This window comes from Streptomyces sp. iso_384, from assembly GCF_056172905.1.
In genome coordinates this window covers 7,661,090-7,681,385 of sequence record NZ_JBWBTT010000001.1, presented here as the reverse complement: position 1 = coordinate 7,681,385, position 20,296 = coordinate 7,661,090, and the positions used below count along the sequence as shown (strand labels likewise).

17 protein-coding genes are annotated in these 20,296 nt (G+C 70.0%); 10 read left to right on the top strand and 7 right to left on the bottom strand.

What is annotated here, in order from left to right:
- Positions 1 to 146: 146 nt before the first annotated feature.
- Positions 147 to 2,414: a (Fe-S)-binding protein gene (locus tag AC0VY3_RS34765; protein ID WP_475551499.1), complete on the bottom strand. Its 2,268-nt coding sequence runs from the start codon at positions 2,412 to 2,414 to the stop codon at positions 147 to 149.
- A 96-nt stretch (positions 2,415 to 2,510) separates the two neighbouring features.
- Positions 2,511 to 3,164 (bottom strand): sugar transferase, encoded by a 654-nt coding sequence (locus AC0VY3_RS34760; RefSeq protein ID WP_103510598.1) that lies wholly within the window; start codon positions 3,162 to 3,164, stop codon positions 2,511 to 2,513.
- A gap of 475 nt (positions 3,165 to 3,639) precedes the next feature.
- Here AC0VY3_RS34760 and dnaK point away from each other — a divergent pair, with 475 nt between their 5' ends.
- From dnaK to AC0VY3_RS34740, 4 genes are all read left to right on the top strand, one after another.
- Positions 3,640 to 5,496: a molecular chaperone DnaK gene (gene dnaK, locus AC0VY3_RS34755; protein WP_103510597.1), complete on the top strand. Its 1,857-nt coding sequence runs from the start codon at positions 3,640 to 3,642 to the stop codon at positions 5,494 to 5,496.
- On the top strand, positions 5,493 to 6,146 hold the full coding sequence (gene grpE, locus AC0VY3_RS34750) for a nucleotide exchange factor GrpE (RefSeq protein ID WP_103510596.1): 654 nt from the start codon (positions 5,493 to 5,495) through the stop codon (positions 6,144 to 6,146). Before dnaK ends, grpE begins: the two co-directional genes overlap by 4 nt.
- Before the next feature lie 96 nt (positions 6,147 to 6,242).
- Entirely contained in the window at positions 6,243 to 7,436 is a 1,194-nt protein-coding gene (gene dnaJ / locus AC0VY3_RS34745) for a molecular chaperone DnaJ (RefSeq protein WP_103510595.1), read from the top strand.
- A 1-nt stretch (position 7,437) separates the two neighbouring features.
- On the top strand, positions 7,438 to 7,890 hold the full coding sequence (locus AC0VY3_RS34740; protein WP_103510594.1) for a heat shock protein transcriptional repressor HspR: 453 nt from the start codon (positions 7,438 to 7,440) through the stop codon (positions 7,888 to 7,890).
- A gap of 202 nt (positions 7,891 to 8,092) precedes the next feature.
- On the opposite strand, the gene AC0VY3_RS34735 is transcribed toward AC0VY3_RS34740, so the two are convergent.
- From AC0VY3_RS34735 to AC0VY3_RS34725, 3 genes are all read right to left on the bottom strand, one after another.
- On the bottom strand, positions 8,093 to 8,617 hold the full coding sequence (locus AC0VY3_RS34735) for a hypothetical protein (protein WP_103510593.1): 525 nt from the start codon (positions 8,615 to 8,617) through the stop codon (positions 8,093 to 8,095).
- Between the two features lie 185 nt (positions 8,618 to 8,802).
- Entirely contained in the window at positions 8,803 to 9,000 is a 198-nt protein-coding gene (locus AC0VY3_RS34730; RefSeq protein ID WP_475551498.1) for a hypothetical protein, read from the bottom strand.
- Positions 9,001 to 9,297: 297 nt separating this feature from the next.
- Positions 9,298 to 10,302 (bottom strand): helix-turn-helix transcriptional regulator, encoded by a 1,005-nt coding sequence (locus tag AC0VY3_RS34725; protein WP_181010968.1) that lies wholly within the window; start codon positions 10,300 to 10,302, stop codon positions 9,298 to 9,300.
- A gap of 354 nt (positions 10,303 to 10,656) precedes the next feature.
- On the opposite strand from AC0VY3_RS34725, the gene AC0VY3_RS34720 reads away from it, so the two are divergent.
- A complete protein-coding gene (locus AC0VY3_RS34720; RefSeq protein ID WP_003967571.1) occupies positions 10,657 to 10,977 on the top strand; it encodes a Rieske (2Fe-2S) protein in 321 nt (106 codons plus the stop codon).
- 170 nt (positions 10,978 to 11,147) lie between these two features.
- Here AC0VY3_RS34720 and AC0VY3_RS34715 read toward each other — a convergent pair whose 3' ends face one another.
- The gene (locus tag AC0VY3_RS34715; RefSeq protein WP_475551497.1) at positions 11,148 to 11,549 is read right to left on the bottom strand and encodes a pyridoxamine 5'-phosphate oxidase family protein; all 402 of its coding nucleotides are present in this window, start codon (positions 11,547 to 11,549) and stop codon (positions 11,148 to 11,150) included.
- 158 nt (positions 11,550 to 11,707) lie between these two features.
- Here AC0VY3_RS34715 and clpB point away from each other — a divergent pair, with 158 nt between their 5' ends.
- Both clpB and AC0VY3_RS34705 read left to right on the top strand, forming a co-directional pair.
- On the top strand, positions 11,708 to 14,302 hold the full coding sequence (gene clpB / locus AC0VY3_RS34710; protein WP_475551496.1) for an ATP-dependent chaperone ClpB: 2,595 nt from the start codon (positions 11,708 to 11,710) through the stop codon (positions 14,300 to 14,302).
- A 159-nt stretch (positions 14,303 to 14,461) separates the two neighbouring features.
- Entirely contained in the window at positions 14,462 to 15,007 is a 546-nt protein-coding gene (locus AC0VY3_RS34705) for a type III secretion system chaperone family protein (protein WP_103510587.1), read from the top strand.
- A gap of 91 nt (positions 15,008 to 15,098) precedes the next feature.
- Here AC0VY3_RS34705 and AC0VY3_RS34700 read toward each other — a convergent pair whose 3' ends face one another.
- Positions 15,099 to 16,304, bottom strand: a complete 1,206-nt coding sequence (locus tag AC0VY3_RS34700; protein WP_475551495.1) for a pyridoxal phosphate-dependent aminotransferase — start codon at positions 16,302 to 16,304, stop codon at positions 15,099 to 15,101.
- A gap of 758 nt (positions 16,305 to 17,062) precedes the next feature.
- On the opposite strand from AC0VY3_RS34700, the gene AC0VY3_RS34695 reads away from it, so the two are divergent.
- The 3 genes from AC0VY3_RS34695 to AC0VY3_RS34685 all read left to right on the top strand — a co-directional run bounded on the left by AC0VY3_RS34695 (position 17,063) and on the right by AC0VY3_RS34685 (position 20,284).
- Entirely contained in the window at positions 17,063 to 17,584 is a 522-nt protein-coding gene (locus AC0VY3_RS34695; RefSeq protein ID WP_030082045.1) for a DUF2617 family protein, read from the top strand.
- A gap of 66 nt (positions 17,585 to 17,650) precedes the next feature.
- Positions 17,651 to 19,252, top strand: a complete 1,602-nt coding sequence (locus tag AC0VY3_RS34690) for a polyamine aminopropyltransferase (RefSeq protein ID WP_475551494.1) — start codon at positions 17,651 to 17,653, stop codon at positions 19,250 to 19,252.
- 93 nt (positions 19,253 to 19,345) lie between these two features.
- Positions 19,346 to 20,284, top strand: coding sequence for an SRPBCC domain-containing protein (locus AC0VY3_RS34685; protein WP_475551493.1), 939 nt, complete (start codon positions 19,346 to 19,348; stop codon positions 20,282 to 20,284).
- Positions 20,285 to 20,296: the final 12 nt, after the last annotated feature.

Here is a 20,296-nt window from a genome sequence, read left to right as displayed (position 1 = left end):
TACGTCGTCGCGTACATGTCCGAGTTCACAGTTCGCCTGCGGCGGTCGTCACGTCCGGCAGGCGGAGACCCGGGGTCCCGGCACGGAAAAGCGGCCGGTCCTGCCCCCGAGGCAGGTCCGGCCGCTCATCGCGTCGATGCGCTACATCACTTTGCCGGTTCGGGCTCCGGCGCGTCCACCTGCTCCTGCTCGCCCGTGGGGTCGGTCGGCGTCTTCACGGACTCCAGGAGGAGCTGCGAGACGTCCACGACCTGGATCGACTCCTTGGCCTGGCCGTCGTTCTTCTTGCCGTTGACCGAGTCGGTCAGCATGACGAGACAGAACGGGCAGGCGGTGGAGACGATGTCCGGGTTGAGGGCGAGGGCTTCGTCGACGCGCTCGTTGTTGACGCGCTTGCCGATCCGCTCCTCCATCCACATCCGGGCACCACCGGCGCCGCAGCAGAAGCCGCGTTCCTTGTGGCGGTGCATCTCCTCGTTCCGCAGTCCCGGGACCTTCGCGATGATCTCGCGCGGCGGGGTGTAGATCTTGTTGTGCCGGCCCAGGTAGCAGGGGTCGTGGTACGTGATCAGGCCCTCGACCGGGGTCACCGGGATCAGCTTGCCCTCGTCGATGAGGTGCTGGAGCAGCTGCGTGTGGTGGATGACCTCGTACTCGCCGCCGAGCTGCGGGTACTCGTTCGCGATCGTGTTGAAGCAGTGCGGGCAGGTCGCGACGATCTTCTTCGACGACTTGGGCTTCTTCGTCGTCTCGTCTTCATCGTCCTCGCCGTACGCCATGTTCAGCATGGCCACGTTCTCCTGGCCGAGCTGCTGGAACAGCGGCTCGTTGCCCAGGCGGCGGGCGGAGTCACCCGTGCACTTCTCGTCGCCGCCCATGATCGCGAACTTGACGCCCGCCATGTGCAGCAGTTCCGCGAAGGCCTTGGTGGTCTTCTTGGCCCGGTCCTCCAGGGCGCCCGCGCAGCCGACCCAGTACAGGTAGTCGACCTCGGTGAGGTCCTCGACGTCCTTGCCGACGATCGGGACCTCGAAGTCGACCTCCTTGGTCCACTCGACGCGCGCCTTCTTGGCCAGCCCCCAGGGGTTGCCCTTCTTCTCCAGGTTCTTGAGCATCGTGCCCGCCTCGGACGGGAACGAGGACTCGATCATCACCTGGTAGCGGCGCATGTCGACGATGTGGTCGATGTGCTCGATGTCCACCGGGCACTGCTCGACGCAGGCGCCGCAGGTGGTGCAGGACCACAGCACGTCCGGGTCGATGACGCCGTTCTCCTCGGCGGTCCCGATCAGCGGGCGCTCGGCCTCGGCGAGGGCGGCCGCGGGAACGTCCTTGAGCTGCTCCTCGGTGGCCTTCTCGTTGCCCTCCATGTCCTTGCCGCCGCCGGCCAGGAGGTACGGGGCCTTGGCGTGCGCGTGGTCGCGCAGCGACATGATCAGGAGCTTCGGCGAGAGGGGCTTGCCGGTGTTCCACGCGGGGCACTGCGACTGGCAGCGGCCGCACTCGGTGCAGGTGGAGAAGTCGAGGATGCCCTTCCAGGAGAACTGCTCGACCTGGGAGACGCCGAAGGTGTCGTCCTCGCCCGGGTCCTCGAAGTCGATCTCCTTGCCGCCCGACGTCATCGGCAGCAGCGCGCCCAGGGCGACATCGCCCTTGGCGTTCCGCTTGAACCAGATGTTCGGGAAGCCGAGGAAGCGGTGCCAGGCGACGCCCATGTCCGTCTTGAGCGAGACCGTGATCATCCAGATGAAGGAGGTCGCGATCTTGATCATGGCGACCAGGTAGGTCAGGTTCTGGATGGTGCTGAGGTCGAGGCCCTTCAGCGCGGCGATCAGCGGGTACGAGGCGAAGAAGCCGATCTGCCAGCTGTCGACGCCGTGCTGCACCCCCTCCAGCGCGCGGAGCGTCATGATGCAGAGGCCGACGATGAGGATGACGGTCTCGACGAAGTACGCCTGGCCGGTGTTGGAGCCGGCGAAGCGGGACTTGCGGCCCGCGCCGCCGGGACGGTTCAGCTGCCGGATGACGATCAGGGTCAGGATGCCGACCGTCGTCATCAGACCGAGGAACTCGGTGAAGATCTCGTACGGCAGCCAGTCGCCGATGATCGGGATCAGCCAGTCGGCCTGGAAGAGCTGGCCGATGGCGTTGACGATCGTCAGCAGCAGCGAGAAGAAGCCGACGGCGACGAACCAGTGCGCCACTCCGACGATGCCCCAGCGGTTCATCCTCGTGTGACCGAGGAACTCCCTCACCACCGTCACCGTGCGCTGCACGGGTTCGTCGGTACGGGTGCCGGCGGGTACGTTCTGGCCGAGCCGCACGAAGCGGTAGATCTGCACGATGGCTCGGACGAACAGTGCTGCGCCGACCACCATCAGAACCAGCGACACGATGATCGCGGCGAGTTGCATTTTGGGGGCTCCTCGGGCCTGCGAGAGCGGGGTCCAGTTGCTACTGCCCGCTACTACTAAGCAGTAACTTAATTAGTCTGTGCTGACACTATCCACTTAGTCCACCCCGCTGCAGCCGGGCGGGCGGTGATCTGTGTCGCTCAGGTGTGCCTTGGTTCGGCGGACCCTCCGGAGCCCGGATCGCAATGGACCGCGTACGGCTTCGGCGAGGACCGCCAGATCGAGTACGACTCCATGGTGCTCTGCGTAGTGCTGGTCCAGCAGGGCGGGGTCGTCCCACGGCATGCCGGAGCGGGCGCGCACCTGGGCCAGTCCGGTCAGGCCCGGCCGCAGTTCCTGCCGCCACCGCCTGGCCCCCGGCCCTGTGGCGCGTGGGTCGCCCGGGGCCAGCGGGGCGGGTCCGACCAGGGAAAGTTCGCCGCGCACGACGTGCGGAAGCCGGGAGAACAGGTCCAGCCGGAGCCTGCGGGTGCGCAGGGTGCGCAGTTCGAAGACCCGGCCGCCCAGACCGGTCCGGGGTCTGCGGTCCCAGGCGCCGCCCGGGGTCTGCCGCGCGGTCAGGGCGAGGGCCGCCACGGCGACGGCGGGGGCGGTCAGGATCAGCAGGGCGGTGCCGAGGGTCAGGTCCAGCACGCGTTCGGCCGTCGTGCGTGGCAGGAAGCGGTCAGCCAGCCGCCCGGCCCGGTCGGTGAGGCCGGCCAGGCGGGCGGCGGGGCGCGAGGGGAAGTGGCTCCTGGCCGTTCCGGTCACTGTCGGGAGGGGGTGGGGCTTCTCCTCGTACGGATGGGGACCGCGCTCGTGCGGGTGGGGGTCGCGCGGCTCCGTGACGTACGGGGCCGAGCGGGGTCGGGGTGGTCGGCCCTGGTTCCTCCGGCTCTTCCGGTTCTTCTGCCGTACGCGCGGCTTCCTCGCGTTCTGCATCGCGCCCGCCCGGGGTTCGAGGTTCGATGGTGTGACGATCCACGGTGAAACCTGCCGGTCGGTGACGGTTGTGACCGTCTCACGGCAATTTGTGACAGAACGATCCCATGGCGAGACGGTGGGGTGGGTGGTGCGCGAGGGGTGTGGCGTGCGCGGATGGGGTGGTGGGGCGCCGCTGTCGGCGCAGATGTGCTCGGGATAAGCACTTAAGTTGAGTGTGGGTGACTCAGGTCTGTTGACTCCTGGGTCGGCGTCATGCATTCTTGAGTCAGATCCACTCAAGTAGTCAGTTGGAGGAATTGAAATGGCACGTGCGGTCGGCATCGACCTGGGCACGACTAACTCCGTCGTCAGCGTTCTCGAAGGCGGCGAGCCCACCGTCATCACCAACGCCGAAGGCGCCAGGACCACGCCGTCCGTCGTCGCCTTCGCCAAGAACGGCGAGGTGCTCGTCGGCGAGGTCGCGAAGCGCCAGGCGGTCACCAACGTCGACAGGACCATCCGCTCCGTCAAGCGCCACATGGGCACTGACTGGAAGATCGACCTGGACGGCAAGAGCTTCAACCCGCAGCAGATGAGCGCCTTCATCCTGCAGAAGCTGAAGCGCGACGCCGAGTCCTACCTGGGCGAGAAGGTGACCGACGCGGTCATCACCGTTCCGGCGTACTTCAACGACTCCGAGCGTCAGGCGACCAAGGAGGCCGGTGAGATCGCGGGCCTCAACGTCCTGCGCATCGTCAACGAGCCGACCGCCGCCGCCCTGGCGTACGGCCTCGACAAGGACGACCAGACGATCCTCGTCTTCGACCTCGGTGGCGGCACCTTCGACGTGTCCCTCCTGGAGATCGGCGACGGCGTCGTCGAGGTGAAGGCCACCAACGGTGACAACCACCTCGGTGGTGACGACTGGGACCAGCGCGTCGTCGACTACCTGGTGAAGCAGTTCGCCAACGGGCACGGCGTGGACCTGTCCAAGGACAAGATGGCTCTCCAGCGTCTCCGCGAGGCCGCGGAGAAGGCGAAGATCGAGCTCTCGTCCTCGACCGAGACCACGATCAACCTGCCCTACATCACGGCGTCCGCCGAGGGCCCGCTGCACCTGGACGAGAAGCTCACGCGCTCGCAGTTCCAGCAGCTGACCGCGGACCTCCTGGACCGCTGCAAGACCCCGTTCCACAACGTCATCAAGGACGCGGGCATCCAGCTCTCCGAGATCGACCACGTCGTTCTCGTCGGTGGCTCCACCCGTATGCCCGCCGTCGCCGAGCTCGTCAAGGAGCTGACCGGCGGCCAGGAGGCCAACAAGGGTGTGAACCCGGACGAGGTCGTCGCCATCGGCGCCTCGCTCCAGGCCGGTGTCCTCAAGGGTGAGGTCAAGGACGTCCTGCTCCTCGACGTCACCCCGCTGTCCCTCGGTATCGAGACCAAGGGAGGGATCATGACCAAGCTCATCGAGCGCAACACCACGATCCCGACCAAGCGTTCCGAGATCTTCACGACGGCCGAGGACAACCAGCCGTCCGTGCAGATCCAGGTCTACCAGGGCGAGCGCGAGATCGCGGCGTACAACAAGAAGCTCGGGATGTTCGAGCTGACCGGTCTGCCGCCGGCCCCGCGCGGTGTGCCGCAGATCGAGGTCGCCTTCGACATCGACGCCAACGGCATCATGCACGTCGCCGCCAAGGACCTCGGCACCGGCAAGGAGCAGAAGATGACCGTCACCGGCGGCTCCTCGCTGCCGAAGGACGAGGTCAACCGGATGCGCGAAGAGGCCGAGAAGTACGCGGAGGAGGACCACGCCCGCCGCGAGGCCGCCGAGTCGCGCAACCAGGGCGAGCAGCTCGTCTACCAGACGGAGAAGTTCCTCAAGGACAACGAGGACAAGGTCCCCGCGGACGTCAAGACGGAGGTGGAGACCGCTGTCGGCGAGCTGAAGGAGAAGCTCAAGGGCGAGGACTCCGCCGAGATCCGTACGGCCACCGAGAAGGTCGCGGCCGTCTCCCAGAAGCTGGGCCAGGCGATGTACGCCAACGCCCAGGCCGAGGGTGCGACCCCGGGCGCCGAGGCCCCGGGCGACGGCCAGGCCAAGGCCGCCGACGACGACGTCGTCGACGCCGAGATCGTGGACGACGAGAAGGACACCAAGGGCGGTGCGGCGTGACCGAGGAGACTCCGGGCTTCGAGGAGAAGCCCGACGTCCCCTCCGGCGCCACCCCTGATGACGCCGAGCCGAAGGCTGCCGCACCCTCCGAGGAGGAGGCGGCGGCCCCGGCCGGGGACACCGATCCGACCGTCGGTCTGACCGCACAGCTGGACCAGGTACGCACCGCGCTCGGCGAGCGCACCGCGGACCTCCAGCGGCTGCAGGCCGAGTACCAGAACTACCGCCGCCGCGTCGAGCGGGACCGGGTGACGGTCAAGGAGATCGCTGTCGCGAACCTCCTGTCCGAGCTCCTGCCCGTGCTCGACGACGTCGGCCGCGCGCGGGAACACGGCGAGCTGGTCGGCGGCTTCAAGTCGGTCGCCGAATCGCTGGAGACCACCGTCGCGAAGCTGGGCCTCCAGCAGTTCGGCAAGGAGGGCGAGCCCTTCGACCCGACGATCCACGAGGCCCTGATGCACAGCTACGCGCCGGACGTCACCGAGACGACCTGCGTGGCGATCCTGCAGCCGGGGTATCGCATCGGCGAGCGCACCATCCGCCCCGCGCGGGTGGCCGTCGCCGAGCCGCAGCCGGGCGCCACGCCCGCCGCGGCGAAGGAAGAGAAGAAGGCAGATGACGAGGAGAGCGGTGGCACCGAGGAGGTCTGACGGCAACGCGTCTGATCACCACGGTGCACACCGACCGGCCCGGCGGCCGGCCCACGGGCCGGCCGCTCGGCCGATCGTCCGGAAGGAGGGACGTCGATGAGCACGAAGGACTTCGTCGAGAAGGACTACTACAAGGTCCTCGGCGTCCCCAAGGACGCCACCGACGCCGAGGTCAAGAAGGCGTACCGGAAGCTCGCCCGCGAGTTCCACCCGGACGCCAACAAGGGTGACGCCAAGGCGGAGGAGCGTTTCAAGGAGATCTCCGAGGCGAACGACGTCCTCGGTGACCCCAAGAAGCGCAAGGAGTACGACGAGGCGCGCGCACTCTTCGGCAACGGCGGCTTCCGGGCCGGCCCCGGTGGTGCGGGCGGCAACTTCAACTTCGACCTGGGCGACCTCTTCGGCGGAGGCGCCCCGGGCGGCGGACAGGGCGGTGCGGGCGGCGGCTTCGGCGGCGGCGGAGGGGGTCTCGGCGACGTCTTCGGCGGGCTGTTCAACCGCGGCGGCACCGGCACCCGGGTTCAGCCGAAGCGCGGCCAGGACATCGAGTCCGAGGTGACGCTCAGCTTCACCGAGGCGGTCGACGGGGCCACGGTCCCGCTGCGGATGTCCAGCCAGGCGCCCTGCAAGGCGTGTTCCGGCACCGGCGACAAGAACGGCACCCCCAGGGTCTGCCCGACCTGTGTCGGCACCGGCCAGGTCTCGCGCGGCAGCGGCGGCGGCTTCTCGCTCACCGACCCCTGCGTCGACTGCAAGGGCCGGGGCCTCATCGCCCAGGACCCCTGCGACGTCTGCAAGGGCAGCGGCCGGGCGAAGTCGGCGCGCACCATGCAGGTGCGGATTCCGGCGGGCGTCTCCGACGGCCAGCGGATCCGGCTGCGCGGCAAGGGCGGTGCGGGCGAACGCGGCGGTCCGGCCGGCGATCTGTACGTCGTCGTCCACGTCGACGCCCACCCGGTCTTCGGCCGCAAGGGCGACAACCTCACGGTCACCGTGCCCGTCACGTACCCGGAGGCGACGCTCGGCGGCGAGGTCAAGGTCCCCACCCTCGGCGGTCCGCCGGTCACCCTGAAACTTCCCGCCGGCACCCCCAACGGGCGTACGATGCGCGCCCGGGGCAAGGGTGCGGTGCGCAAGGACGGCACCCGCGGCGACCTGCTGGTCACTGTGGAGGTCGCGGTCCCCAGGGACCTGGGCCAGGAGGCCAGGGACGCCCTGGAGGCCTACCGGAAGGCGACCGCGGACGAGGACCCGCGGGCGGAACTGTTCCAGGCTGCGAAGGGAGCTTGAGATGGACGGCCGTCGACGCAATCCGTACCAGCTGACCGATGAGACCCCGGTGTACGTGATCTCGATCGCGGCCCAGCTCTCGGGGCTCCACCCGCAGACGCTGCGCCAGTACGACCGTCTCGGCCTGGTCTCTCCCGACCGTACGGCCGGGCGCGGCCGGCGCTACTCGGCGCGCGACATCGAGCTGCTGCGCACCGTGCAGCAGCTGTCGCAGGACGAGGGCATCAACCTCGCGGGCATCAAGCGGATCATCGAGCTGGAGAACCAGGTGGCCGCGCTCCAGCAGCGCGTCGTCGAGCTCTCGGCGGCGGTGGACGGTGCGGCGGTCGCCATGCAGCAGCGCGAGGCCCAGGTGCACGCCTCGTACCGCCGGGACTTGGTGCCCTACCAGGACGTGCAGCAGACCAGCGCGCTGGTGGTCTGGCGGCCGAAGCCGAAGCGGCCGACGGACTAGGACCTGTCGTCGAACTGCCGTCTGCCGGGCGACGACGGCAGGCTGACGGCAGGCCCTGAGGCGTGTCCGGCGGATCTTCACCGGGGCCGCGATCCGCCCGACACGCCCTGGCGGGACCCTTCAGGAGTACGCCTACGGGGCCGGGAGAGCGTTCAATCGCTCTCCCGGCCCCGTCGCGTGTCCAGGGGCGTGGGCCGGGTTCCTACGGCAGGAACTCGCTGATCGCTTCGACCGCCATCATCCACATCGGCTGGCCGCCGGTGCCGAACGCGGCGGCCAGGGCGTAACCGATCGCCGCGTCGAGCGGCTCGACGGCGGCCCCGTCACGCCACTCGGCGATCACCCGCCGGTCGCCGTTCGAGGAGAAGTCCCCGATGTGCTTGCCGTCGCGGGTCAGCCGGCTGCTCGGGATCGAGTCGGGCACGAGGCGGTAGGACGTACCCGCGCAGCGGACGTCGACCCGGTAGGAGCGGCGGCGGAGCTTGCCCTTGCCGGGCTTGATCGTCGCGCCGAGGCCGTCGACGGTGAGGGTGAGCCGGCGGGGGTCGCGGGTGCCGATGACGATGTGGTCGTCGGCCTCGGCTCCGGGGGCGCGGGTGAGGACGACGCGGGGGATTCCGTCGCCGCTCACGATGAGTATCTCGGCCTGCTCGCCGGTGAGTTCGACCAGGATGTCCCCGTGGTGGTCGTCCTCGACGGCGGCGGGCAGGGGGGTGGTGTCGGTCATCCGGTCTTCGTGGTCCTTCTGTCGCGCGGGAGGTGTTCGCCAGGTCGGTCAGGACTGGCGTACGGAATTCTCGCAGGACGCGACGGCGGGGACTCGGGCTGACCCGGCCACGAGAGCGACGGTACGCATGAGGGGGCGACCGTCGGCGCCGGCCACCTCGCCGGTCGCCCTCCGGTCCCTTCGCGTCAGCACTCGCGCCGGTCGGCTTCCGCGATGCCGGACCGGGCGAGGGGGGCGCCGCGGTGGGTGCGGCTGGTGGCGCCGAGGGTCCGGGAGACGGGCTGCAGCAGGTGGGCCAGGGCGACGGACGGTGGCTCGGGGCGGATCCATGTGTCGTCCCACGGGTCGGGATGGAGCAGCGCCGGATCGACGAGGCAGGGCACGGCGCCGAGCTCGGCCCGCGGGACGCGTCCTGTCCGAAGGGCTTACCGGTACACCGGCAGAGCCGGCTCGCACACTTCGGTGTTCGGATGAGGGTGGGCAGGTCTGCTTTCGCCTGTACCCATTCGGGATCCCCCTGCTTTGTGCTGTGCGACAAGTGGACGGTGTCACAAGGGTAGTTGTGCGGTGAATCTGGATGTGTCGCAGCGAGCCGGGAACTCCTCCGGCACGATCTGGGTGTGGCTGCGCTCTCCCTCTTGTGCGGTCACGCCCGAGCCCGGGGAGGGGTGATCGCGCGGTCAGGAATCCGCTTCCAGGATTCCCGACCGCGCGATCAGATAGCCGAGTTGTGCCCGGCTGTTGCTGCCGAGCGCGGCGCTGAGTTTGGCTATGTGGGCGCGGCAGGTGCGGACGTTCATCCCGAGGCGGCGGGCGATGGCCTCGTCGACGTGCCCTTCGACCAGCAGTTTGGCGATGGAGTGACGTACGCCGGAGATGCCTTCCGGGCCCGGGTCGTAAGGAATCTGATCCTGCAGAGGGACCGCGCGCTGCCAGAACTGTTCGAAGACCCTGACGAGATATTTCACGATGCCGGGATGGCGCAGTTCGAGGGCCACGCTCCGGTCGTCCGTGGCCGGGATGAACGCAACGGTGTGGTCGAAGATCATGAGGCGCTCTATGAGTTCTTCGAGAGTCCGGATCTCCATCTTGCTCTCCGCCATGCGGGCGACGTAGTTGAGAGTCCCCTGACTGTGGCGAACGGTGTGCTGATAGAGGGTGCGCATGGAGACGCCGCGCTGCATGAGCGTGTTTCCGCGCTCCATGGCGATGTTCAGCGCGTCTTCGCTGCGCCCGCCCCCGGGCTGGATGGTGAGCACCTCCGACTGGCACTCGGAAAGGGCGAGCGCTATGGAGGCGTTGATGCGGTTGACGCCTTCGACGACCGTGATGGCGTGAGTGATCGGTGGAGCCTGGGTGCTGACGGCCATGAAGGGCTCGAACGCCTCGGTGAGTTCCACCGAGAGTCGCCTTCGCTCCTGGATCTCCCGCTCGATGGGGTGAAGTCGTTGCGTGAGAGCCGCATACGCCGGTACCGGACGCAACCATGTGGGATCGTCGGGGTCGGGATGCAGTAGGGCGAGCTCCAGCAGGCACGGCGCTGCTTCCGCTTCGGCGCGGGCTATCTTTCCCACGCTCAGCGCGCTCGTGTAGAGCCGCGCCCCCTCGTCGCACAAAGTGGTGACAGAGTGGGGATGTGTCGCTTTTGTTCTATTCGTGGTCAATTCTCCACCCCCCAGGAACATGCATCAGCAGGAACATGATGCATCGATTCTGTGGTTTGACGTGCCTTGATGAGCCATCGTCTTGTGATGCGGGGGAGAGGAAACCTTGGAAGTGAGGACGAAGCCCACTATGAGTAAGAAAATGCTTCGCTCGGTGCTTGCCGTGGCCTTCTCCGCCGGGCTGGTGTCCGTGGCTCTCGGGGCCCTGAGCCTGGAAGGAGGTGGCGACCGTGTGATCGGAGTCTCGTCGCATGCCGCACCGCCTCCTGACCTGGCCTGGGATACGGCGCCTGCGAAGCAGGCGGGAGCCGCTGAGGGCGTCGGCCTGCCGCCCGACATGGGCTGGGACTTCGCCCCGGTCGAAACGGACCGCGCATGAGCACCCCGCCGGACGACCGCACCTTCCGGCGCGAGATGGCTACCGCCTATCGCTCAGGGTGGCATTTCATCGATCTGCTCACGGCCCTCCCCCGCCGTGGCGACTCGTTGATGGTCACCCTGTTCGGAGAGCCGATCGTCGTGGTGATGGAAGAGGACGAGGACGTCCGCGCCTATCGCTGTCTCCGTCGGCCCCGTGGGGCGCCGCAGCCGGTCCGCTGCGCCGTCAGGTACGGCATGATCTTCGTCAATCTCGATCAGCGGGACCACGAGCTGTTCGACGCAGAACCCCTTTCCGCCACCCCCCGCAGCGCCTGAGCGATTCCCCCGTCGTCACCTGTCGCTCCAGGCGCTTCCCCCACACAGCGGCGCCACCGTGACCTGAACACGGTGGCGCCGTTGTGCTGTTCCGGAGCCGGAGCCGGAGCCGGAGCCGGAGCCGGAGCCAGAGCCAGAGCAAGAGCCCGGCCGTTCGCGGCCGGACGGTCTCAGGTCCTGCCGAGCGCCCGGTCGAGGGTGATCTCGATGACGACCCGGGTCGGGTTGATCCGCGGCGGACGGCCGTAGCGCTCCTCGTGGCGGGCCTCCGCGTCCTTGACGGTCTCCGGCTCGGTGCGGATGACCGCGCGGCCCTCCAGGGTCGCCCAGCGGGCCCGGTCGATCTGGCAGACCGCCACGCGTGCCCCGTCGGGGCCGGCCGCGCAGATGTGGGCGACCTTGCGGCTGCCACCGTCGGTGATCACGCGCGCCAACCCGGCCTCCGGGTCGTACGTCACGCACACCGGCACCACGTGCGGCGTGCCGTCCGGGCGGGGGGTCGTCAGGGTGGACAGGTGGCTCTCGCGCCAGAACGCGACGTATTCGGGGGAGGGATTGCGTACGTCTGCCATGGAGGCAGCGTACGAGGGCCGCCGCCGAGGGGCGCCGCCGGAGGCTCGCAGCGCGTGCGATCACTGCCTTGAGTGGAATAGACTCAACTTTGTGTACGTTGATTAAATCAATGCGGGATGCATCCCTGACCCCCAGCTGCGAGGAGGAGTAACCACACGTGGATGCCGAGCTGACCAACAAGAGCCGGGACGCCATCAACGCGGCCACCAACCGGGCCGTGAAGGACGGGCACCCCGATCTCACCCCCGGACACCTGCTGCTCGCGCTGCTGGAGGGGGAGGGCCGACAAGCGAGCGCGAACATCGTCGATCTGCTCGCCGCCGTCGACGCCGACCAGGCGCTCGTGCGCGGCGAGACCGAGCGGCTGCTCGGCGGGCTGCCCAGCGTCACCGGTTCCACCGTGGCCCCGCCGCAGCCCAACCGCGAGCTGCTCGCCGTCATCCAGGACGCCGCCCAACGGGCGAAGGATCTGGGCGACGACTACATCTCCACCGAGCACCTGCTCATCGGGATCGCCGCGAAGGGCGGCCGTGCCGGTGAGATCCTCGAAGGACAGGGGGCCGGCGCCAAGAAGCTGCTGGCCGCGTTCGAGACGAGCAGGGGAGGGCGCCGGGTGACCACACCCGACCCGGAGGGCCAGTACAAGGCCCTGGAGAAGTTCGGCACCGACTTCACGGCCGCCGCGCGCGAGGGCAAGCTGGATCCGGTCATCGGCCGTGACCAGGAGATCCGCCGGGTCGTGCAGGTGCTGTCGCGCCGGACGAAGAACAACCCCGTGCTCATCGGTGAACCCGGCGTCGGGAAGACCGCCGTCGTCGAGGGGCTCGCCCAGCGCATCGTCAAGGGCGATGTGCCGGAGAGCCTGAAGAACAAGCGGCTCGTCTCGCTCGACCTCGGGGCGATGGTCGCCGGCGCGAAGTACCGCGGCGAGTTCGAGGAGCGGCTGAAGACCGTCCTCTCCGAGATCAAGGAGAGCGACGGCCGGATCATCACCTTCATCGACGAGCTGCACACCGTCGTCGGCGCCGGCGCGGGCGGTGACTCCGCCATGGACGCGGGCAACATGCTCAAGCCGATGCTGGCCCGCGGCGAGCTGCGGATGGTCGGTGCGACGACGCTCGACGAGTACCGCGAGCGCATCGAGAAGGACCCCGCCCTGGAGCGCCGCTTCCAGCAGGTGCTGGTCGCCGAGCCGTCCGTCGAGGACACCATCGCGATCCTGCGCGGGCTCAAGGGCCGTTACGAGGCCCACCACAAGGTGCAGATCGCGGACTCGGCGCTGGTGGCCGCCGCCACCCTCTCCGACCGCTACATCACCTCCCGCTTCCTCCCCGACAAGGCCATCGACCTCGTCGACGAGGCCGCGTCCCGGCTCCGTATGGAGATCGACTCCTCGCCACTGGAGATCGACGAACTCCAGCGCTCCGTCGACCGGTTGCGCATGGAGGAGCTGGCGCTCAAGAACGAGTCCGACCCCGCCTCCAAGCAGCGTCTGGAGAAGCTGCGCCGCGACCTCGCCGACAAGGAGGAGGAGCTGCGCGGCCTCAACGCCCGCTGGGAGAAGGAGAAGCAGGGCCTCAACCGGGTCGGTGAGCTCAAGGAGCGTCTCGACGAGCTGCGCGGCCAGGCCGAACGTGCCCAGCGCGACGGCGACTTCGACGCCGCGTCCAAGCTGCTGTACGGGGAGATCCCGGGCCTGGAGCGGGAGTTGGAGGAGGCCGCCGAGGCGGAGCAGGAGGCGTCCAAGGACACCATGGTCAAGGAGGAGGTCGGTCCCGACGACATCGCGGACGTCGTCGGCGCCTGGACCGGCATTCCGGCCGGCCGCCTGCTGGAGGGCGAGACCCAGAAGCTGCTGCGGATGGAGAGCGAACTCGGCAAGCGGCTGATCGGGCAGAGCGAGGCGGTGCAGGCCGTCTCCGATGCCGTACGGCGGACCAGGGCGGGCATCGCGGACCCCGACCGGCCCACCGGGTCGTTCCTCTTCCTCGGGCCCACCGGCGTCGGCAAGACCGAGCTGGCCAAGGCGCTCGCGGACTTCCTGTTCGACGACGAGCGGGCCATGATCCGCATCGACATGAGCGAGTACGGCGAGAAGCACAGCGTCGCCCGTCTCGTCGGCGCCCCGCCCGGTTACGTCGGGTACGAGGAGGGCGGCCAGCTCACCGAGGCCGTCCGCCGCCGCCCGTACAGCGTCGTGCTCCTGGACGAGGTCGAGAAGGCCCACCCCGAGGTCTTCGACATCCTGCTCCAGGTCCTCGACGACGGCCGGCTCACCGACGGCCAGGGCCGCACGGTCGACTTCCGCAACACCATCCTCGTCCTCACCTCCAACCTCGGCAGCCAGTTCCTCATGGACCCCCTGGTCAAGCCCGAGGTGAAGAAGCAGCAGGTGCTGGAGGTGGTGCGGGCCTCCTTCAAACCGGAGTTCATCAACCGGCTCGACGACCTGGTGGTCTTCTCGGCGCTCTCCGGCGACGAGTTGGCCCACATCGCCGGGCTCCAGATCGACCGGCTGGCTGCCCGGCTGGCCGACCGGCGGCTCACCCTCGACGTCACCCCCGAGGCGCTGGCCTGGCTCGCCCAGGAGGGCAACGACCCGGCGTACGGGGCGCGGCCGCTGCGCCGGCTCATCCAGACGGCGATCGGCGACCGGCTCGCCAAGGAGATCCTGTCCGGTGAGGTCCGCGACGGTGACACCGTACGGGTGGACCGGGCCGAGGACGGGTTGATCGTCGGCCCCGCCTCGTAACCGCCGGTCACCGGCCGTCGCAGGCTGTGGGCGAACGCCCGGCGGGTCCCGTTCCCACGCGCTGTCTGTCAGCTTGTGGCGGATCGGGGCCGCCGGGGCTTGCCATGCCCCGCCCGCCATGGGAGAGGATGGCCGTACTCGTCACGAAGGGAAATAACGGTGAGCATCGATCCGTCCTCGATTCCTAATTTCGGGGGCCAGCCCGAACCGCAGGCGGCAGGACCGGAGGGCCCCGTCGTCCCTGACCAGGACCTCGTCAAGCAGCTCCTGGACCAGATGGAGCTGAAGTACGTCGTCGACGACGAGGGCGACCTCGCGGCGCCGTGGGAGGAGTTCCGGACCTACTTCATGTTCCGGGGCGAGGACGAGCAGCAGGTCTTCTCGGTCCGTACGTTCTACGACCGCCCCCACGACCTCGACCAGCGTCCCGTCCTGCTGGACGCGATCGACGACTGGAACCGCCGCACCCTGTGGCCCAAGGTCTACACCCACGCCCACGAGGGCGAGGAGGGCGAGGCGGGTTCCGTCCGGCTGATCGGTGAGGCGCAGATGCTCATCGGCACCGGTGTCAGCCTGGAGCACTTCGTCTCCTCGACGGTGAGCTGGGTGCGCGCCTCGATCGAGTTCGACAAGTGGCTCGTCGAGCGCCTCGGCCTCCAGCCCGCCGAGGGCAAGAAGGACGGCGAGGAGCCCGCGGGCGCCTGACGCCACGGTTCGTCACGGCAACGGCCCGGGCAGCGGTCATCGCGACCGCCGCCCGGGCCGTTCCCGTACCCCCGTTTCCGTACTCCGGGGTTCACCCCAGCCGGGCCAGCCGTTCGACCGCGTCCTCCAGCACCTCGTCCTTCTTGCAGAACGTGAACCGGACCTGACTGCGCCCCGCCTCCGGATCGTCGTAGAAGACCGAGTTCGGCACCGCCGCCACCCCGCAGCGCTCCGGCAGCGCGCGGCAGAAGGCGTAGGCGTCCTCGTCGCCGAACGGGGCGATGTCGGTCGTGATGAAGTACGTCCCCTCCGGCTCGTACACCCGGAAGCCCGCGGCGCGCAGGCCCTTCGCCAGCAGGTCGCGCTTGCGGCGCATGTCCTCGCGGAAGCCGGTGAAGAAGGAGTCGGGCAGGGCGAGCGCCTCGGCGATCGCGTACTGGAACGGGCCGCCGCTGACGAAGGTCAGATACTGCTTCGCCGCGCGCACGGCCGCCACCAGGGACGCGTCCCCGGTGACCCAGCCGATCTTCCACCCGGTGTACGAGAACGTCTTGCCCGAGGAGGAGATGGAGACCGTGCGCCCGCGCATCCCGGGGAGCGCGGCGATCGGGTGGTGCGCCCCCGTGAAGACCAGGTGTTCGTAGACCTCGTCGGTGACCACCAGCAGATCGTGCTCCACCGCGAGGTCCGCGATGCCCGCCAGTTCGTCGGCGGTGAGGACCGTGCCGGTCGGGTTGTGCGGGGTGTTCAGGAGCAGCAGGCGGGTGCGCGGCGTGATCAGGGTGCGCAGTTCGCCGAGGTCCGGGCGGAAGTCCGGGGCGCGCAGGGTGAGCGGTACGCGCTGCGCGCCCGCCATCGCGATGCAGGCGGCGTACGAGTCGTAGTACGGCTCGAACGCGATGACCTCGTCGCCCGGTTCGAGGAGGGCGAGCAGCGAGGCGGCGATCGCCTCGGTGGCCCCGGTCGTCACCAGGACCTCGGTCTCCGGGGACCAGCTCAGGCCGTAGAAGCGCTCCTGGTGGGCGGCGACGGCGTTGCGCAGCTCCGGGACGCCGGGGCCCGGCGGGTACTGGTTGCCGTGGCCGGCGCGCAGCGCCCGTACCGCCGCCTCCCGGATCTCCTCGGGGCCGTCGGTGTCGGGAAAGCCCTGGCCGAGGTTGATGGAGCCGGTTCGCACGGCCAGCGCGGACATCTCGGCGAAGATCGTCGTACCGAACGCGGCGAGGCGGCGGTTGAGCAGCGGTCGTTCCTGCGCCGGGTTTCCCCGGGTCGCTCGTCCCTGTGTCATGCGCGCCATCCTGTGCCGAAGCTCTGGAGTTGCTCAAGTCCGCTTTGGCGCCCGGACGGGGAGGGCATCCCCCTGTCGGACAACAACGGGGAAGCGACGGGGGACCTCGCTTCGGGGGAAGGAAAGGCGGGTGGGGGCCATGGGCGTCTTCATCGCGATAGTGATCGCCGCGGTCGTCGTCGGAGGGCTGGTGGCCGTCCTGAGGAACGCCGGTGGCGGGAGCGGCTCGGCGTCGAGGTCCGGACGTCGGCGTTCCGCGAGCAGTTCTTCGGCCGGTGGCGCCGGCGCCGGCTGGTGGGCGGGCGGCACCGACTCGGGCTCGTCCTGCGGAAGCGGCAGCTCCGGCGGACATTCGGGCGGGCATTCGGGCAGCCACTCCTGCGGTGGCGGCTCCTCGTGCGGCGGTGGCGGTGGCGGCTGCGGCGGGGGCGGCAGCTGACGGGGCCATCCCAGCCGTCGAAGGTCACCCACAGTGACCCGGCACCGGGCGTCCGGAGGGTGAACTCCCTCCGGGCGCCTTTTCGTTGAGCGACGCGGACGTTTTCGGTTGAACAAGTGAACCCGTGGGCCCCCGAGGGGATGGAAACCACGGCAAGTTGGGCGAAAGCGCTGTGAGTGCGGCGTACTTCGTGATTCCCTCGTCGAAGAGAACATTCAGCCCTCGGACCCCAGTTGGACCGGATCGGGCGCTCCCCACCTCCCACGCGCAGTCACCCGGGGGCGTCCTGCTGTTCCTGTGCGTCCATGTGTGTTTGCGGAGCCCACCCATGCTCACCACCCTCCAGACGGCCTATTCCGATACCCGCGCCGCCGACCTGGCCTGGACGCTGGGCCGGGAGCCGCTGCCCGCCCTGGCGGTCCTCGATCTCCGGCTCGACGGCGCCGAACTCCAGCTGAGGCTGCTCGGCGCCTCCCACCAGGTCCTCCTCCAGGAGGACCGCGGAGTCTGCTCCGAGACCGTGGCCTGTATGCCCGGCAGCAGCACCCCCCTGCCCCTCGGCGTCGCGAAGCGGCTCGGGGACTGGGAGTACGAATTCGCCGCGCGCGTCGAGACCCTGACCCAGGGGCAGTTCGCCGGACGTGCGCAGGAACTGCTCGCCCTGGTGAGCGACCACCCGCACGGACTGGCCGGCACCTTCCCCGGCAGTCCGTACGCCTTCACCGCGATGCTCGCCCAGCGCACCGAGGGCCAGGTGCGGTGGCGCACCTGGCACGCGTATCCGCAGGAAGGGCAGCTGGTGGTGACCCGGACCCGGGTGGGGGTGCGGATCCCCGCGCCCGCGGCCTGAGCGGCAGGGCACTTGCACCCGTGTGGGTGACAAGGTGCGACGGTGTCGTGACGTAGCGTTCGTGCCATGATCGACCAGCAGATGCCGCTGCGAGGGGGCGCGGCGCGGCTTCCCGTACGGCCGAGGACCGGCCGGTTCCTCGTGCTGGCCGCGGTCTTCATCTGCGCCGCCTGCGGTCTCGTCTACGAACTCGAACTGGTCGCGCTCGCCTCCTATCTGATCGGCGACTCGGTCACCCAGGCCTCCGTCGTGCTCTCCGTGATGGTGTTCGCGATGGGCATCGGCTCGCTCCTCGCGAAACGTTTGTGCTGCCATGCCGCCGTCGGTTTCGGCATGGTCGAGGCGGCTCTCGCGCTGATCGGCGGCTCCTCGGCGCTGGTGCTCTACGCCTCGTTCGCCTGGCTCGGCGAATCGCAGTTCGCCCTGGTCGGGTTCTCGCTGGCGATCGGGGTGCTGATCGGCGCGGAGATCCCGCTGCTGATGACGCTGATCCAGCGTGTCGACCGGCAGGACGCGGGCGGGGCCGTCGCCGATCTCTTCGCCGCCGACTACGTGGGCGCGCTGGTCGGCGGGCTCGCGTTCCCCTTTCTGCTGCTGCCGATGCTGGGGCAGTTGACCGGTGCGCTGTTCACCGGCGCGATCAACGCGGCGGCCGGCGGTGCGCTGGTCCTGTGGGTGTTCCGGCGCGACCTCAGCTCCCGTTCCCGGTGGCTCCTGATCCTGGTCAACGTCTCGGTGATCGCGATCCTGGCCACCGCCACGGTGCTGGTCGACGACTTCGAGCGGGCGGCGCGCCGGGCGGTGTACGGGGACCAGGTGCGGGTCGCCGTGCAGACCGGGGTGCAGGAGGTCGTCGTGACCGGAGACGACCGCGATTCCCTCGGCCTCTATCTGGACGGCCGGCTGCGGGTCAGCGCCCGTGACGAGTACCGGTACCACGAGGCGCTGGTGCACCCCGCGATGAACGGGCCCCGCGCCCGCGTGCTCATCCTGGGCGGCGGCGACGGACTCGCCGCCCGTGAGGTGCTGCGTTACGACGACGTCCGCGCGGTCACCGTCGTCGAGCTGGACCCGGCCGTCACCCGACTGGCCCGCACCGACCCCGCCCTCTCCGAGCTGAACGACCACGCCTTCCGCGACCCGCGGCTCACCGTGGTCGGCGCGGACGCGTTCTCCTGGCTCCGGACCGACCGGGGGCGCTACGACGTGGTGATCTCCGACCTCCCGGACCCGGGCATCACCGCCAGTACGAAGCTGTACTCCGCCGAGTTCTACGGGCTGGTCGCCGTGGCCCTGGCCCCGGACGCGCGGCTCGTGGTGCACGCCGGGCCGCTGGGTTCCCGGCCGCAGACCTTCTGGACGGTGGAGGCCTCGATGCGCGCGGGCGGCCTCGCGACCCGCCCGTACCGCGTCACCGGCCGGTACGCGGGTCTCGCCGCGAGCCCGGACCGGGGCGGCGGCGACGCACGGGAGCAGGAGGACTGGGGCTTCCTCCTCGCCGGGCCGGGCGGCCCGGTGCCGGGGCCCTCGCTGGCCCTCTCGGGGCCCGTACCGCGGTCGCTGGCGGGCCGGGAGCTGCGCGAGGGGGCGCGGGCCGCGGACGAGGCCCGGCTGCCGGGCCTCGCCCCGTCCACGCTGATCCACCCGCGGTACCGGGAGAACGCGTGAGGGGTGCGGGGCGGTGCGTGCGATGCGCGCGGCGACCTTTTGGTGGGTGGAAGCGCTGACGTCCGGGGCCGGGGCCGATTAGGCTCGGTTGCCATGGAGCATGAGGTGTTCGTTCCGGTTCCCGTCCCGACTCTGCTGCGCGCGCTGGGCGATCCCGCCCGTGTCGCCCGTTGCGTCCCCGGTCTCCAGCAGGACGCCGACGCGTCGTCGCCGCTGGCGGGCCGGCTGAAGCTCCGGGCCGGCGGCCACACCATCACCTACCGGGGCGAGCTGCGGCTCACCGGCCCGGAGGGCGGCGGCGGTCCGGACGGGCAGCGCATCTCGGTGACCGGTAAGGGCGTGGAGGCCCGGGGCACCGGTGCGGTCGAGGTGGCCCTGACCATCGGCCTCACGGCGGCGGACGGCGGGACGACCCTCACGTACAGCGGTACGGCGGGCGGGGACGGGCGGCTGGTCGAGCTGGAGGAGGGCGCGGCGCTCGCGGCCGCCCACCGGCTCCTGGACCGCTTCACCCAGCAGCTGGTGACGGAGTCACTGGCGGAGCGGGACGAGGGCGAGGAGCCCGGCGCGGAGGACCGCACGGTGGTCGCCGAAGGGCTTGAGGGCGACGAGGTCCGCGAGGGCGGTGCCGACGGTGCGCCTTCGCCCGATGCCGATGCCGATGCCGATGCCGATGCCGAGGAGCTTGCTCTTGAGGCCGAGGACGAGGCTGAAGACGGGGCGGGCGGCGACGACGCCGAGGCCGGGACCGTGTTCGACTCGCCGGTTCCGCCGCCCTCGCTCGATCCGGTCGCCGGGGTGGAGTTCACCGTTCCGGACGAACCGCCCGCCGAGGCCGCGCACGCCCGTCGCACCATGATCGGGCGCAGTGCCGAGGAGGTCGACCACGCGCCCCCGCGCGGCCGCTACGCCCCCGTGCCCTCGCCGGACGCGGGCGGTGCGAGCACGACCCTGCGGTGGGTCGCCCCGGCCGCCGCCCTCGCGCTCGCCTCCGCCGTGGTGCTGGGCCGGGCCCTGCGGCGCCGGAGGTAGGAACAGCCGGAG

Excerpts from the sequence above, each read along its gene's own strand:
- AC0VY3_RS34765 (WP_475551499.1), bottom strand. The coding sequence starts at position 2,414 with ATGCAACTCGCCGCGATCATCGTGTCGCTGGTTCTGATGGTGGTCGGC.
- dnaK (WP_103510597.1), top strand. The coding sequence starts at position 3,640 with ATGGCACGTGCGGTCGGCATCGACCTGGGCACGACTAACTCCGTCGTC.
- dnaJ (WP_103510595.1), top strand. The coding sequence starts at position 6,243 with ATGAGCACGAAGGACTTCGTCGAGAAGGACTACTACAAGGTCCTCGGC.
- AC0VY3_RS34740 (WP_103510594.1), top strand. The coding sequence starts at position 7,438 with ATGGACGGCCGTCGACGCAATCCGTACCAGCTGACCGATGAGACCCCG.
- AC0VY3_RS34735 (WP_103510593.1), bottom strand. The coding sequence starts at position 8,617 with ATGACCGACACCACCCCCCTGCCCGCCGCCGTCGAGGACGACCACCAC.
- AC0VY3_RS34725 (WP_181010968.1), bottom strand. The coding sequence starts at position 10,302 with ATGTTCCTGGGGGGTGGAGAATTGACCACGAATAGAACAAAAGCGACA.
- AC0VY3_RS34720 (WP_003967571.1), top strand. The coding sequence starts at position 10,657 with ATGAGCACCCCGCCGGACGACCGCACCTTCCGGCGCGAGATGGCTACC.
- AC0VY3_RS34715 (WP_475551497.1), bottom strand. The coding sequence starts at position 11,549 with ATGGCAGACGTACGCAATCCCTCCCCCGAATACGTCGCGTTCTGGCGC.
- AC0VY3_RS34700 (WP_475551495.1), bottom strand. The coding sequence starts at position 16,304 with ATGGCGCGCATGACACAGGGACGAGCGACCCGGGGAAACCCGGCGCAG.
- AC0VY3_RS34695 (WP_030082045.1), top strand. The coding sequence starts at position 17,063 with ATGCTCACCACCCTCCAGACGGCCTATTCCGATACCCGCGCCGCCGAC.
- AC0VY3_RS34690 (WP_475551494.1), top strand. The coding sequence starts at position 17,651 with ATGATCGACCAGCAGATGCCGCTGCGAGGGGGCGCGGCGCGGCTTCCC.
- AC0VY3_RS34685 (WP_475551493.1), top strand. The coding sequence starts at position 19,346 with ATGGAGCATGAGGTGTTCGTTCCGGTTCCCGTCCCGACTCTGCTGCGC.